This is a genomic window from Streptomyces sp. NPDC005574 (genome assembly GCF_040605435.1).
Taxonomy (GTDB): Bacteria; Actinomycetota; Actinomycetes; order Streptomycetales; family Streptomycetaceae; genus Streptomyces.
In genome coordinates, this window is the sequence record NZ_JBEXCW010000013.1 from 1 (window position 1) to 14,155 (window position 14,155).

Genomic DNA, 14,155 nt, shown 5'->3' on the forward strand with positions numbered 1-14,155 from the left:
TCAAGAGCGCCACCCCGGTCACCGCGACGGAGACCGTCACCGTCGTCGCCGCGGCCAGTGCGGACGCCACCAACACGTCACCGGAAGGCGTCTGGTACGCCACCCGGGAAGAGGTCAAGGCTGAGCTCGACGTGCGAGAGACGGCCCGCTCCAACGCGCGCGTTGACCGTGTCATCGAGGACGCGTCCCGCGCGATCGAAGCCCTGTGCCACCGCCGCTTCTACCCGGTGCAGGCCACCAGGTATTTCGACTGGCCGCCGCGTGCCGGCATGACGCCGTGGATCCTGCGCCTCGACGACAAAGAGCTGATCTCCCTCACCTCCCTCGCGTCGGGCGGGGTGACGATCGCATCCGGCGACTACCTCCTCGAACCCGTCAACTCGGGGCCCCCGTTCAACCGGGTCGAGGTCAACATCGGTGGCGATGCGTCGTTCGGCGGCGGCAGCACCTACCAGCGGGAAATTCAGATCAGCGGCCTGTGGGGCTACCGCGACACCGCGACCACCGTGGGCGCGCTCGCCGAGATCCTCGACGCGTCCGAGACCGGCGTGGACGTGGACGGGGCAACCTCCGCGGCCGTCGGTGTCGGCTCGATCCTGCGCGTCGACTCCGAACGCATGCTCGTCACAGGCCGGGAGCAGCTGTCCACCGGGCAGACCCTCGGCGGGTCCGGCCTCACCAACGTCAACAACAGCGTCGTCGTCACCGTGCAGTCCGGCACGGCGTTCGCGGCCGGCGAGGTCATCCTCATCGACGGGGAACGCATGCGCGTTGACGACATCGCGGGCAACACGCTGATCGTGACCCGGGCGTGGGACGGATCCACGATCGCCGCACACAGTCTCGGCGCCACCATTTACGCGCCCCGCACCCTCACCGTCACCCGTGGCGCCCTCGGCACCACCGCCGACACCCACGCGACCGGCAGCCTCATCCACCGGTGGGACCCGCCCGGCAGCGTCCGCCAACTGTGCATCGCCGAAGCGTTGACGAGCCTGCTGCAGGGCCGCTCCGGCTACGCGCGGACGGCTGGTTCTGGGGACAACGAGCGGGAGACCAGCGGCAAGGGCCTCGCGGATTTGCGGGATCGCGTGTACACCAGCCACGGCCGCAAGGCCCGGACGAGGGCGGTCTGACTATGCGCCTCGACGTGTCCACCAGCAGCCGCGGCCCCATCTTCGACGGGCGGGCGCAGCGCGTCGCCAACGCGTTCGTCAACCGGTACGAGCGGAACCTCGCCGAGGAGGGCCTGAACATCCTCCGCGGCGAGATGCACCGCGTGTTCCGCAACCCGACCGGCTACTACGAGTCCCGCTGCAAGGTCATCGAGGGCCACATCATCTCCGACTCCCGCGTGGTGTACGGGCCGTGGCTGGCCGGCGTCGGCAGCCGCAACTTCCCGGTGACGAAGTTCAAGGGCTACGACCACTGGCTTGTTACCCGGGACCGGCTGAACGCGCGGAAGCGCGGCATCGGCGAACGCCTGCTGCGCCAGTACACGGGACGGATGTGATCGCCCGTGTCTCTTGACCTCGGCTCCTACCGGGACGTGGCCATCAGTCACGCCATGGCCACCGGCCTGTTCGGCAACGTCCTCGACCACGAGCCCGTCTCCGCACCCGGCAGCGGTCTGACCTACGCGGTGTGGGTGTCGGACATCGCGCCCGTCCCTGCCGCGTCCGGGCTGGACTCGCTGTCGGCGCGCCTTGAACTCACCGGCCGCGTGTTCCTGTCGGCGGACACGGAGCCGCAGGGCGCCGTCGACACCTCGGTGACAGACGCGGTCAGTGCCCTGTTCGCGGCGTATGCGGGGGACTTCGAGTTCGGCGGCAACGTCCGCAACGTCGACCTCCTCGGCATGCATGGCGCGGGTTTGCGGGCCCGGCTGGGCTTCACGCGGTTCGACAGCACGACTTACCGGGTGGCCACGCTCACCGTGCCCCTGATCATCAACGACCTGTGGGAAGAGGTGGCGTAGGTGGCGAAAGCCAGCGGACTTGGGGACATGCTCCTCATCGGCGGGTTCAACGCGTCCGGCGATATCCAGCAGCTCGGCAGCATCAGCGGCGGCCCGGCCCTGCTGAACATGACGGGCATCGACAAGTCCGCCTACGAACGGCAGGGCGGCCTGCGGTCCGGGCAGATCGAGATGACCACGTTCTTCAACACGGTGGCCGTCACCGGGGCGACGCACGAGAAGCTGTCCGCGCTGCCCCGCACCGACGTGATCCTCACCTACGGCCGCGGCACGACCCTCGGTGACCCGGCCGCGTCCCTCGTCGGGAAGCAGGTCAACTACGACCCCCAGCGCGGCGACGACGGGATGCTCACCTTCGGGGTGTCGGCGCAGTCCAACGGCTACGGCATCGAGTGGGGCCGGCAGCTGACGGCTGGCGTCCGCACGGACACTGCGGCGACGCTCGGCACGGGCATCGACACGGCCGCCTCGGCATCGTTCGGCGGGCAGGCGTACCTGCAGGTGGGCTCGTTTACCGGGACGGATGTCACGGTGAAGATCCAGGACAGCGCGGACAATGTGACGTTCGCGGACGTCACGAGCTTCGCGTTCACGCAGATCACGGGCGGCGCCCCGCTGGCCGAGCGGATCGCGCTGGCGAACACGGCGACGATCCGCCGCTATGTGCGGGTGTCGACGGTGACGACGGGCGGGTTCAGCAGCCTGGTGTTCTCCGTCAACGTGATCAAGAACGATGTTGCCGGGCAGGTCTTCTGATGGGCCGCATCGAGCCGCTGATGCCGGCCGACGCCTACAAGACCTATGCGGTGGTCTCTCCGCTGAGCAGCCACTTCCGTCCGGCGACGTGCGCCGAGGTCGACTGCCCGCACTACCTCAACGGGTGGCGGACGCGGGTCGAGACGCTGACCCCTGACCTCGTGCTCGCGGCCCGTAACTCCGGCCGCAAGTACGTCGAGCAGTCGATCGCCGAGGGTGAGACGTACCTCGTCTTCGAGGCCGGTCAGGCGTGCTTCCGGGCGCGCGAGCACCGCACTCGCATGGACCGGCCGCCGCTGTATGTGGTCCGGGACGGCGACCACCGAGGCAACCCGCGACGGACGCGGGCCCGCCAGCACTTGAACCCGGGCAGCTGGGTCGAGGACTTCGCCGAGCATCAGCAGAAGCTCGCCGACGAGATCAAGAAAGGGTGATCACCCATGGCTAAGGCATCAGGCCTCGGACAGACCACGCTGTCCATCGACGACTCGGCGGGCAGTGCGCGCGCCATCAAGAACGACATCACGAACTGGCAGATGGCCACCCCGCGCGGGGTGCAGGACATCACCGGCGTGGACAAGTCGGCGAACGAGCGGCTGCTGCTGCTGGCCGACGCCAGCGTCACGCTCAACGGGGTGTTCAACGCGGCCGCCAACCAGTCCCACGACGTGTTCAAGACCGTGTCCTCCACCTCGGTGGCGCGCACCGTGACGCAGACCGTGAACGGGGTGACCCTCGCGTTTGAGGCGCTGTTCTCCGACTACGCCCTGACCCGCGCGGACTCCGGCGAGCTCACGTGGTCGGCGCCCGGAGCGCTCGCCGACGGCACCGTCCCGACCTGGGCCTGAGAGGCAGCACATGGGATTCAAAGCCGGCGTCCGCGCCATCACCATCCAATTCGCCGAAGGCCACCCCTACCACGGGGCCGAGGCCCGCGTCCGGGGCATGTCCATCGGCGAGTACATGGCCGCCACCGGCCTCGACGGCAGCGACGGAGACGACGCTGCCACCAGCATGAAGCGGTTCGGAGAGCGGCTCCTGTCGTGGAACCTCGACGACGACGACGAGCAGCCGATCCCCGCCACTGAGGCCGGTCTCGCGCAGATCGACCAGGGCCTCGCCCGCGCACTGCAGAACGCCTACGTCGAGGCGATCATCGGGGTGCACACCGGCGACCCTTTGCCGCAGACCTCCACCTCTGGCGAACCGTCCCTGGTGGAGTCCGTGCCGATGGAAGCACTGTCACCGAGCCTGGCGAGCTGAAACGCGCCCGGTTCCTACTCGGCCTGCTGGAGAGATTCGGCGGCTACACCCTGTCCTCCCTGATGGAGGAGGACACCGAGCTCCTGCGCCTCGTGCGGATCGAGGAGCTCGGCGGCGGCCGCGAGCGAGGGGAGGAGGTGGACGATGTCTGACGACGTAACGATCACAGTCCGCGTCAGTGACGGAACGGCAGCAGGGTTCCGTGACGTCAACGGACGCGTGCGGGACATGCACGGCCGGTTCGCTACGGCGGCCGGGGACATGCAGCGGTCCTCGGCAAAGACCTCGGCATCCCTCGACGGCATGCGCGCCTCCCTCCTGTCTCTCGCTCCGGCCGCGATCCCGGTCGCCGCGTCGCTGGCTCCGGTCGTGGCGCAGGCGGGCGCGGCCGGGCTGGCGGTGGCCGCGTTCGGTGCGGCGGTGATCCCACAGATCGCGTCCATGTCCGAGGCCGCGAAGGCGCAGGACAAATATGCGACGGCGGTGCGTCAGTACGGGGCGCAGTCGAAGCAGGCGGTTCAGGCGCAGGTGGCGTCGCAGCAGGTGCTGTCGAGCATGCCGGCGGCGACGCAGCGCGCGGCGGTGGCGTACGGGAATCTGAAGGACCAGTTCAAGGACTTCTCGGACAGCACCGCGAAGTTCACGATGGCGCCGGTCGAGCACTCCTTCGCGCTCCTCGGGCAGATCGTGCCGAAGCTGACGCCGATGGTGCAGGGCACCTCGACGCAACTGGACCGGCTGATGAAGGTAGCCGGCGGCAGCATGAACACGGCCGGCTTCGACGCCCTGTCGGGGAAGGTGTCGGGCTTCGCCAACCAGACACTGAAGAACGCCACCGACAAGGCGATCAGCTTTGCGCGCGCCCTGTCGGAGGGCAACGCGCACGGGCCGATCGCGAGCTTCATGGAGTACGCGCGGGCACAGGGCCCCGCGGTGAAGACCCTCCTCACGAACATCGCTGAGGCGGTGTCGAACTTGCTGGAGGGTGCGTCGCAGGCCGGGCCGGGAATGCTGACGCTGGTCAATGCGATGGCGAAGCTGGTTGCCGCGGTGCCGCCGGAGTTGGTCGGCAGTCTCATGCAGGTGTACGCCGCGTTCAAGCTGATCAAGCTGGCGGGTGCTGGTGTGGGCGCGGTCGCGGCCGGGGTGGAGACACTCGGCACGAAGATCGCCGCGCTGCGGGCGGCATCGGTTGCCGCGGGTGGCGGGCTCGCCGGCATGAACGCTGCCCTGAACACGCTGGGGACGGGCGGGAAGGCGGCGCTGGCGCTGGGCGCGGTGGGTGCCCTGGTCCTGGCGCTGCATCAGCTGTCGGACAACAAGGCACCGGTCGCGGTGGATGAGCTGTCGTCGTCGCTGAGCACGCTCGCGGCGACGGGCAAGGTCACGGGCGCGCTGAAGAGCAATTTTGATGAGATGTCCGCGTCGATCGCGATGGTGTCGAAGGGCGCCAGCGACAACAAGATCGCCACCATGGTGTCCGACTTCGGAACGTGGGTTGGCCTCGCGAAGGGGCCCGGCATCTCCGACGCGAAGAAGAACGTCGACGCCTGGGACAAGAGCATGGCCAACCTCGTGCGCGGGGGGAAGCCGAAGGAGGCGGCCGCCCAGTACGAGATCCTGAAGAAGGCGTGGATGGCCGGCGGCGGCGATGTGAAGCGCCTGAAGGAGACGACGAACGACTACCAGAATGCGCTCGCTGACCAGGCGTTCGAGCAGCAGATGGCCGCGCAGTCGATGGGCTTGTTCGGGGCTCAGGCGCAGTCCGTGCAGGCCAAGTTGGATGCGCAGAAGTCCAGCGCGGACGGGCTGCGGCAGTCGATTCAGGCGCTCAACGATGTGAACCGGCAGGGCCTCGGCGGGATGATCGGCTTCGAGGCGGCGGTTGATGCGGCGGCGAAGGCGGCGAAGGACAACGCGGGCGCCCTGTCCATGAGCCATGGGGTCCTCGACCTCAACTCGGAGAAGGCCCGCAACGCGGCCAGCGCCTTGCAGGATCTGGCGTCGAAGACGGATGAAGCGGCGTCGTCGGCGCGGGAGTCGGGCTCTTCGTGGGAGACGGTCAACGGGATCTACTCGCGCGGTCGGGACAAGCTGATCGAGTCGGCGCGGGCGATGGGTCTGAACAAGACGGAGGCGGCGGCCCTCGCCGATCAGATCCTGAAGATCCCGGACAAGTCCGTGAAGTTCAAGATGAACGATGAGGACGCGCGCGCGGGCCTCAACGCGTTCAACGCGGCGGTGAAGCGGACGCCGGGCTCGAAGTCGGTGACGTTGAAGACGCTGTCCACCTCGGCTGAGCATGCGCTGGAGGCGTTCGGTTTCAAGGTGACCCACCTGAAGGATGGGTCGGTGCGGGTGACCGCGAGGACGGGGGGCGCCCTGTCGGGGATCCGGAATGTGAATGCTGCGGTTGCCGCCCTGCATGACAAGACGATCAGCATCACGTCGATTCACAACGTCATCACCAACTCGAAGACGTTCCGCTCCGTCCACGACATCACCGGTGCGACCGGCGGTTTGTACACCGGGAAGGCGTTCCGGTACGCCGACGGCGGCCCGGTCCGCGGCCCGGGTACCGGGACTTCCGATGACGTGCCGGCGCCGTGGCTGTCCAACGGTGAGTTCGTCATCAAGAAGGCCGCGGTCGACAAGTACGGGGAGAAGTTCCTCCAGCGCGTCAATGACGGCCAGTACGAGGGCGGCCACTACGCCAAGGGCGGCAAGGTCACCGACGCGATGAAGCAGGCCCGCGCGGGCCTGCGCGGGCAGACGTCGATCAGCGCGTTCGGTCGGGCCGCCGGCTACCAGCGGACCGAGATGGAGAAGGGCATCGGCGCGCCCGCGGACCTCGGTGCGCTGGTGTCCTCGCTGAACGGGCTGCGCGGGGATATCAAGGGCGCGTTCTCCGGGAAGACCGAGTCGCGGCTGCTGAAGCAGTTGGACTCGGTGGGCCGCAGCCTCATCAAGTACGACAAGCAACTCAACGCGGTGAACAAGGCGCTCGACACCGCGAAGTCGAAGCTGTCCGATCTGAAGTCCGCGGCGTCCTCCCTGTCCTCCTCGGTGAAGGGCGGGGTGCTGAACTCGGCGAACATCACCCGCGGTGTCGGAGGGTCCGGTGACGGGCCGGTGACGACCGCCTCGATCATGGGCGGCCTTACCCAGTCCCGCGACAAGGCGACCGCGTTCGCCTCGGCGTTGAAGGGCCTGAAGAAGAAGGGCCTGTCGAAGTCCCTGATTCAGCAGATCGCGGAGGCCGGCATCGAGGGCGGCGGCCTGGAGACTGCGGGCGCGCTGCTCGGCGCGTCCGGGTCGGAGGTGAAGTCGCTGAATGATCTGCAGAAGCAGATCGGTGGGGCGGCCGGCTCGGCGGGGAAGACGACCGCGGACACCGTGTACGGGTCTGCGATCAAGGCTCAGACGGCGACGGTGCACCGGCTGCAGAAGTCGCAGGACAAGCTGGAGAAGACGATGGCTCACCTGGCGAAGGTCATGGAGCGGTCGCTGTCTCGGGCGGTGGGCAGGAAGGCTGCGGGCGGGATCGTCGGGGCGGCTGCGGCGGGCGGGTTGCGGGGTGGCCTGACGTGGGTGGGTGAGCACGAGCCGGAGCTGCTCGACCTGCCGGCGGGGTCGCGGGTGTGGTCGGGCCCGGACTCGCGCCGCAAGTCGGCGCAGGCTCAGGCCCCGTGGGCGTCGATGCTCAACACCCCCCGACGGGGCGCCGGCTCTGGCGCGCAGGCTGCTGCGGGCTCCCGCGGTGACGGGCAGCCGATCGTGATTCAGGTGAAGATCGGCGACCGGGAATTCGGTGAGCTGTGGGTGGAGACCGGCCGCCGGCAGGTCCGCTCCAACGGCTCGATCGAGGCCACACTCAAGCCGCCACGCGGCAGATAGAGGAGAACTGGAATGCCCTTCATCGTGTGGAATGGGCCGGCGCCGACGACGATTGCTCAGCAGTCGGTGACGACCGGAACCGCCATCAAGACCATGCTGCAGGTGGCGACCCCGTCGACCCGGCAGATTCAGCTACTGGAGTGGGGCTGGTCGTCGGACGACCCGCCCGGCGCGGACGGTGTCATCGAGCTGCTGCAGACGGACGTCGCCGCGACGGTGACAGCGCACGTCGCCGCGGGTATCCAGAACTTGGACCCGAACGGCGTGGCGTCGCTGTGCGTCGGCGGTACCGGGTTGACGGGCTACACCGCGTCCGCTGAGGGCACCCCGACGGCGACCCGCACGTTCGACGCGGTGTCCCTGTCGTCGGTTTCCGGGGAGTCGGGGCTGCAGTACGTGCGCCAGTGGATGCCCGACGCCCGCCCCATCATCCCCATCTCCAAGTTCCTGCGGGTGCGGGCGACCACAGCCACCACCGCGATCGACCTGCGAACGTGGATCGTGTTCCAGGAGGTGGGCTGACCGATGCCGTCCGTCGCCCCACTCGTCGCCGGAGTTTGGCGCCGCCTCGCCAACCTGCCCGCACCCACCGCGGGCAGCGGGGAGGCATCCAACGGGCAGCCCGTGCAGGTGGAGCTCCTCGTTGCCGGCGTGTGGGTCGACATCACGGGCTACACCCTGGTCCGCGACGACAGCGGCCGCATCAACATCACGTCAGGTATCCGCGATGAGGGCTCGCAGACGCAGGCCGGCACCGCCAGCCTGCAACTCGACAACCGGGACGGCCGGTTCACGCCCCGCAACCCGTCCGGCGCCTACTACACCCTGATCGGGCGCAACACCCCGCTGAGGGTGAGCGTCCCCGACGGCCTCGGCGGCAAGTCGTACCGCATGTGGGGTGAGGTGTCGGAGTGGGCGTCCGGCTGGGATGCCACCGGCACCGACGTGTGGTCCGACGTCAGCGTCAACGGGATCTTGCAGCGCCTGGCGCAGGGCCCGGCGCCGGAGCGGTCGGTGATCTACGGGGCGGTCACCGATCCGCTGGCGTCGACGGTGGTGGCGTACTGGCCGTTCGAGGACGCGTCCGGGGCGACGCAGTTGGAGTCGGCGCTGACGACGGGTTCTCCGGCCACATGGTCGGGCACCCTCGCTCTGGCCTCTTACGACCTGTTCGCCGCGTCGGATCCGCTGCCGGACCTGACCGCGGCCGCCGTGTACGGGGGTGTTGCGAAGTACGGGGACCCGACCGCGAGTCAGGTCCGGTTCTTGGCGGCCATCCCGAAGGCGGGCCTGTCGGACGGCAAGGTCGTGTGCGCGATCGATCAGGTCGACTACAGCGCGGGTAGCGCCCAGTTTTGGGAGCTGTACTACGCGGCGACCGGCAACACGCTGACGTTGCGGCAGCATGCCTCCGATGGGACCGCGCTCGGCGTGGAGTTGCCACACACGTTGGATGTGCGCGGACGCCGCCTGTACGTCAGCGTCGAGTTGGAGGAGTCGGGGACGGGTATCACGCGGGCGGTGCGCCTCACGGACGTGACGACGGGCGCCGTGGTCGCGGTCTCCGACACGGTGGCCGTGACCCAACTGACCCGGGTCGCCAGCGTGCAGTTCGGGCCGGCGTCCCGTAGCGTCGTCGGACCGATCGGCACCCAGTACCTGCCCGGGGTGACGGTCGGGCACGTCACGGTGGAGAACGCGATCACCGCGACTACAGCGCTCGGCGCCCGCCTCAACCCGATCGGGGAGACTGCGGGCCGCCGCATCCAACGACTGTGCGGCGAGGACGCCATCCCCTTCGAGTGGATCGGCGAACTCGACGACACCGTCCCCCTCGGTGCGCAGCCGAAGCAGAACCCGATCTCCGTGATTCAGGAGGCGGTCCTCGCCGACGGCGGCATGCTGTACGAGACCAGCGAGCGGGGCCTCGGCTACCGCACCCGCGCTTCCCTCTACAACCAGACGCCGGCACTGGTCCTCGACTATGCGGGCTTCAACCTGGCCGAGGTGCCCGTCCCTGTCGAGGACGACCGCTATCTGCAAAACCGGGTCGTCGTCACGGTGAACGGGGTCAGCGAAACCTACGAGGAAACGTCCGGCACCCTGGGTACCGGGCAGGTCGGAACGTACGGGGAAACGTCGGGCGTCACCCTCAACCTGGCGACACCTGCGGCGGCGACGCTGCGGGATCAGGCGGCGTGGCGCGTCCACTTGGGCACCGTCGATGAGGCCCGCTACCCGAAGATCGCGGTGAACCTCGCCCACCCGTCGATCACCCCCGACATGCGGCGCGCGATCCTCGCCCTGCGCATCGGGGACCGCATGCAGATCGTCAACATGCCGGGGGCGTGGCTGCCGCCGGACACCGTGGACCTGCTGGTCCTCGGCCGGGACGAGAGCATCAGCCGCTTCATGCACACGTTGACGTTCGTGTGCGCGCCGGCCTCCCCGTACAACTCGGTGGGTGTCGTCGATGATCCGAACGCGCGCATCGACATCGACGGGAGTCAGCTCCTCACCGATGTCACATCGGCTGGCACGTCGCTGACGGTGGTCCCGTCGGCGGGGAAGTCGATGCTGTGGACGACGGCCGCGGCGGACTGGCCGTTCGACGCCCGCATGGGTGGCGAGGTCGTGCGGGTCACTGCTGTGACGGGCTGGCTCTCCGACACGTTCACGCGGACCGTCTCCAGCAGCTGGGGCACACCGGATGTGGGCTCCGCCTGGTCCACAGTGGGCGGGGGCGTCGCCTCCGACTACGCGGTAAACGCCGGCGTGGGCGTGCACACCTTGTCGACGGTGGACGACTCCCGCCGCACCGCGGTGACGGCGCCGGGCCCGGACTTCGACATCTACAGCGACATCACGACGTCCGCGCTCGCGCTCGGGGACAGCCTGTACGGGGCGGTGACGGCCCGCATGCAGGACGCGAGCACCATGTACATGGCCCGCCTGGAATTCACGACGTCGAACACGATCGTGCTGGCGCTGCGGAGGCTCGTCGCGGATGCGGCCACCGACCTCGGCACATACACACTGCCCGGCGTGACCCATGTTGCCGGGACGTTCATTCGCGTCCGCTTCCAAGGATCCGGGAGCACGCTGAAAGCGAAGGCATGGCTGGCGACGGATGCGGTGGAACCCCCGGAGTGGCATGCCAGCGGAAGTGACTCCGCTATCAGCTCCGCCTATTTCCTCGGCACCCGCTCGGTCCGCATCACAGGGAATACGAATGCGGCGAGCGTCGCCATTCAGTACGACAACTATCAGGTTGTCAACCCGCAGACGCTGACGGTTACCCGCTCCATCAACGGGGTGGCGAAAGCCCAGAGCGCGGGCACCGATATCCGTCTGGCTACGCCCACCTACGTCGCCCTTTAAGGAGCGCATTCATGGCCGAGTCCTATCCGTCGGTGGCAGGCGGGCAGCGCATCACGGGGACGCTGCTGCGGTCGATGCTGCCGCAGGTGGTTCGTAAGACCGCCGACACATCGAGGGCGGCGACGACGACCCGTACCGCGGACCCGCATCTGACGTTCGAGGTGGAGGCGAATGCGGTCTACGTCCTGGACGGCTGGCTCAAGTACGACGGGCCGATCGCCGCGGACTTGAACTTGGACTGGACGGTGCCGTCGGGGTCGCTCGGCGAGTGGACGGGTTTCGGTGCCGGTGTCGGCACCGTCATTTCCACGAACACCACGCCGACGCTGACGTCGGATACGCAGTCGTCGCGCGGCTATCTGATCCGTACGGAGACTAATGACATTGACGCCGCGAGGTCTTTCGGCTGTCTCGGAACGGTGGGGTTGACTCCGCTGACGGTGATGCTGAACGGGACGATCCGTGTGGGGTCGACGCCGGGCACGTATTCCATGGACTGGGCGCAGTTGGTGTCGGATGCTACGGCTGTGACGCTGTACACGGATTCGTGGCTGCGTCTCCAGCGGATCGCATAGGGAGGGGATTGGTGTGGCGAGTTATGTGGTGACGGGGAAAACGGCGGGTGGGGCGCCACTGTTTTCGGTGTCTCTGAGTTCCGTCGACCAGGACGATATTCGGGTTGAGGATATCGAGGTGGTGAATGCGGTGCGGAAGTTGTTTGCTGCTGTGCCGGGGGTGGGTCAGGTCGAGGCCCGCAAGTTCGAGCAGGTCATCACCGTCGTGTGACGGCGGTGCACTACGGAGATTGGGCTGACATGAGCACACCGATGACGGCGGATCAGCGGCTGACCGCGTATGCGGCGGAGGGCCTGACGGTCCACGAGTATCCCGGCTGGAAGACGCACAACCGCGACTCGGCGACCGGCAGGTCGTTCGGCCCGGTGATCGGGGTGCTGATCCACCACACGGCCGGCCACAACGACAAGGACATCTGCTACAAGGGCAGACCCGACCTGCCCGGGCCGCTGTGTCACAACTGGCTGGGGAAGACGGCCGGCCTGTGGATGATCGGGCAGGGCCGTACCAACCACGCCGGGTCGGTAGACCTCGACGTGCTGAACGCGTTGCGCGCCGAGAAGGCGCCGCTGCCCGTCGACAACGAGGCCAACGCCGACGGGAACGATGTCCTGTACGGGCTGGAGATCGAAAACCTGGGGGACGGGAAGGACTCGTACCCGCCCGGCCAGTACCGGCAGGCGGTGCTGTGGGCGGCGGCGCACTGCCGCCACCACGGGTGGACGGAGAAGTCGGTGGCCGGGCACAAGGAGGTCCAGCCCGGGAAGATCGACCCCAGCTTCGACATGGACGTGTTCCGTGCGGATGTGCGGGCGCAGCTCGCCGTCGAGGTGGGCGGGCCCACACCCGCGCCGACCCCGTCGCCGCCGCGCGTGGACCTCTCCCGCCTGGTCGCCGCGGCGAAGGCCGACCCGGGCGCCAAGCAGGGCCACGTCACGTACATGGCGGGCGTCAACCTGACCGAGGCGGCGCTAGTGAAGCTGGGCTACCTCGCGAAGACGTATGCGGGGGACGGGTCGTTCGGCTCGTCCACGGTGGCCGCGTATGCGAAGTGGCAGCGGCACCTCGGCTACACCGGGGCGGACGCCAACGGGGAGCCCGGCAAGAAGTCGCTCGCCAAGCTCGGTGACAGGACTGGCCTGTTCACCGTCATCGCCTGAACTGGAAGGACAACCACCATGAAGATCTTCGGTCGCGAGCCCGTGTACATCCTCGCCGTCATCGCCATCGGCCTCAAGCTCGGCGCCGCCTACGGCCTCGACGTCAGCGAAGACCAGCAGACCCTCATCAACACCGTCCTCGCCTGCGTCGTCGCCGTCATCTCCGCAATCGTCCTGAAGACCGGAGCAGTCGGCGCCGCCATCCTCCAGCTCGCGTCCGGCCTGCTGGCCCTGTTCCTCGGCTTCGGCCTGGACCTGTCCGCGACCGAGCAGGCCGGATGGATGTCGCTCGTCGCCGCGGTCCTCGCGCTGTTCGAGCACCGCGAGGTGACCGCCCCGGTGCCGGCGTCTGCGGTGCGGACGGAGCAGACCAGCCCGATCAAGGCGGCGTAGTGCGGGCCGCGGTGGCGGGCTGGTTCAGTGGCCGCCTCGGCCGCCGCGGCCCTTCCTTGCTCTTCATGGGCATCGGCAAGACGTGCTTCGGCGCAAGCTTCATCTTCGCGCCGCCGTTCACTACGCAAGGACTCGGGGTCCTCACCACCCGGGCGCCACTGCACTGCTGGGCGTGGGTGTGGATCCTCGCCGGGCTCAGTGTCTTCACCTCGGCGTGGCTGCCGTTCGCCCGCGACCGGTGGGGCTTCGTGATCGCGTCCGTCCCCCCAGCCATGTGGGCGTTCGCCTATGGGTGGGCTGGCCTGGTGGGAGACTATGCCCGTGGCCTATGGCTGTTCGTCTGGTACATGACCAGTCACTGCGGGGTCATCTGGTGCGCGTCGCGAGTTCCACCGGGCTCGGTGGTTGAGGGGAGACCCGAGTGAACGGATGGCTGGGGTTGGGCGGCGCGGTCGTCACAGTGGTCGGCGTGATCGTGACTGGCTGGCTGACGTACCGGGGTGGCCGGGCGGCCGCGTCGATTCAGGCAGAGCCCTCCCAGCGGGCGGCAGATCTGGCCGCGTTCCGAGAGATCCGCGATGACATGCAGCGTGACGTTGACGAGTTGAAGGCTGAGCAGCGGTCGCTTCGGTCGCTGGTGCGGGCGTTCGCCTGGTATGTGGGCGAGCTGACCGGGCAGATGCGGGGTGCTGGGCTGGAGCCGCCGCCGCCGCCGGACAGGGTGGATGAGTACAACCGAACTGGAGTGTGA

The 14,155-nt window shown here is 68.5% G+C and carries 16 protein-coding genes; all 16 read left to right on the forward strand.

What is annotated here, in order from left to right:
- The coding region (locus ABZT03_RS11660) for a hypothetical protein (protein ID WP_356036991.1) at positions 1–1,136 on the forward strand (1,136 nt) is incomplete at its 5' end.
- Positions 1,137–1,150: 14 nt separating this feature from the next.
- Positions 1,151–1,513, forward strand: coding sequence for a hypothetical protein (locus ABZT03_RS11665; protein ID WP_356036993.1), 363 nt, complete (start codon positions 1,151–1,153; stop codon positions 1,511–1,513).
- Positions 1,514–1,519: 6 nt separating this feature from the next.
- Entirely contained in the window at positions 1,520–1,978 is a 459-nt protein-coding gene (locus ABZT03_RS11670; protein ID WP_356036996.1) for a hypothetical protein, read from the forward strand.
- The gene (locus ABZT03_RS11675; protein ID WP_356036998.1) at positions 1,979–2,734 is read left to right on the forward strand and encodes a hypothetical protein; all 756 of its coding nucleotides are present in this window, start codon (positions 1,979–1,981) and stop codon (positions 2,732–2,734) included.
- Positions 2,734–3,168, forward strand: a complete 435-nt coding sequence (locus tag ABZT03_RS11680; protein ID WP_356037001.1) for a hypothetical protein — start codon at positions 2,734–2,736, stop codon at positions 3,166–3,168. Before ABZT03_RS11675 ends, ABZT03_RS11680 begins: the two co-directional genes overlap by 1 nt.
- 6 nt (positions 3,169–3,174) lie before the next feature.
- A complete protein-coding gene (locus ABZT03_RS11685) occupies positions 3,175–3,582 on the forward strand; it encodes a hypothetical protein (RefSeq protein WP_356037003.1) in 408 nt (135 codons plus the stop codon).
- A 10-nt stretch (positions 3,583–3,592) separates the two neighbouring features.
- Positions 3,593–3,997 (forward strand): hypothetical protein, encoded by a 405-nt coding sequence (locus tag ABZT03_RS11690; RefSeq protein ID WP_356037005.1) that lies wholly within the window; start codon positions 3,593–3,595, stop codon positions 3,995–3,997.
- A 144-nt stretch (positions 3,998–4,141) separates the two neighbouring features.
- Positions 4,142–7,894: a phage tail protein gene (locus ABZT03_RS11695; protein ID WP_356037008.1), complete on the forward strand. Its 3,753-nt coding sequence runs from the start codon at positions 4,142–4,144 to the stop codon at positions 7,892–7,894.
- Between the two features lie 12 nt (positions 7,895–7,906).
- A complete protein-coding gene (locus ABZT03_RS11700) occupies positions 7,907–8,416 on the forward strand; it encodes a hypothetical protein (protein ID WP_356037010.1) in 510 nt (169 codons plus the stop codon).
- A gap of 3 nt (positions 8,417–8,419) precedes the next feature.
- Entirely contained in the window at positions 8,420–11,275 is a 2,856-nt protein-coding gene (locus tag ABZT03_RS11705) for a hypothetical protein (RefSeq protein ID WP_356037012.1), read from the forward strand.
- A gap of 11 nt (positions 11,276–11,286) precedes the next feature.
- Positions 11,287–11,850 (forward strand): hypothetical protein, encoded by a 564-nt coding sequence (locus tag ABZT03_RS11710; protein ID WP_356037015.1) that lies wholly within the window; start codon positions 11,287–11,289, stop codon positions 11,848–11,850.
- Positions 11,851–11,863: 13 nt separating this feature from the next.
- Complete coding sequence (locus tag ABZT03_RS11715) at positions 11,864–12,061, forward strand: hypothetical protein (RefSeq protein WP_356037017.1); 198 nt, start codon at positions 11,864–11,866, stop codon at positions 12,059–12,061.
- Between the two features lie 29 nt (positions 12,062–12,090).
- Positions 12,091–13,011, forward strand: a complete 921-nt coding sequence (locus tag ABZT03_RS11720; RefSeq protein ID WP_356037020.1) for an N-acetylmuramoyl-L-alanine amidase — start codon at positions 12,091–12,093, stop codon at positions 13,009–13,011.
- An 18-nt stretch (positions 13,012–13,029) separates the two neighbouring features.
- Positions 13,030–13,404, forward strand: coding sequence for a hypothetical protein (locus ABZT03_RS11725; RefSeq protein WP_356037022.1), 375 nt, complete (start codon positions 13,030–13,032; stop codon positions 13,402–13,404).
- 65 nt (positions 13,405–13,469) lie between these two features.
- Complete coding sequence (locus ABZT03_RS11730; protein WP_356037024.1) at positions 13,470–13,829, forward strand: hypothetical protein; 360 nt, start codon at positions 13,470–13,472, stop codon at positions 13,827–13,829.
- Positions 13,826–14,155 (forward strand): hypothetical protein, encoded by a 330-nt coding sequence (locus tag ABZT03_RS11735; protein ID WP_356037027.1) that lies wholly within the window; start codon positions 13,826–13,828, stop codon positions 14,153–14,155. The genes ABZT03_RS11730 and ABZT03_RS11735 overlap by 4 nt, the downstream gene beginning before the upstream one ends.

What these genes read in the sequence shown, in the direction of transcription:
- ABZT03_RS11710 (WP_356037015.1), top strand. Translation starts at nt 11,287, where the DNA reads ATGGCCGAGTCCTATCCGTCGGTGGCAGGCGGGCAGCGCATCACGGGG.
- ABZT03_RS11725 (WP_356037022.1), top strand. Translation starts at nt 13,030, where the DNA reads ATGAAGATCTTCGGTCGCGAGCCCGTGTACATCCTCGCCGTCATCGCC.
- ABZT03_RS11730 (WP_356037024.1), top strand. Translation starts at nt 13,470, where the DNA reads ATGGGCATCGGCAAGACGTGCTTCGGCGCAAGCTTCATCTTCGCGCCG.
- ABZT03_RS11680 (WP_356037001.1), top strand. Translation starts at nt 2,734, where the DNA reads ATGGGCCGCATCGAGCCGCTGATGCCGGCCGACGCCTACAAGACCTAT.
- ABZT03_RS11690 (WP_356037005.1), top strand. Translation starts at nt 3,593, where the DNA reads ATGGGATTCAAAGCCGGCGTCCGCGCCATCACCATCCAATTCGCCGAA.
- ABZT03_RS11685 (WP_356037003.1), top strand. Translation starts at nt 3,175, where the DNA reads ATGGCTAAGGCATCAGGCCTCGGACAGACCACGCTGTCCATCGACGAC.
- ABZT03_RS11700 (WP_356037010.1), top strand. Translation starts at nt 7,907, where the DNA reads ATGCCCTTCATCGTGTGGAATGGGCCGGCGCCGACGACGATTGCTCAG.
- ABZT03_RS11720 (WP_356037020.1), top strand. Translation starts at nt 12,091, where the DNA reads ATGAGCACACCGATGACGGCGGATCAGCGGCTGACCGCGTATGCGGCG.
- ABZT03_RS11705 (WP_356037012.1), top strand. Translation starts at nt 8,420, where the DNA reads ATGCCGTCCGTCGCCCCACTCGTCGCCGGAGTTTGGCGCCGCCTCGCC.
- ABZT03_RS11695 (WP_356037008.1), top strand. Translation starts at nt 4,142, where the DNA reads ATGTCTGACGACGTAACGATCACAGTCCGCGTCAGTGACGGAACGGCA.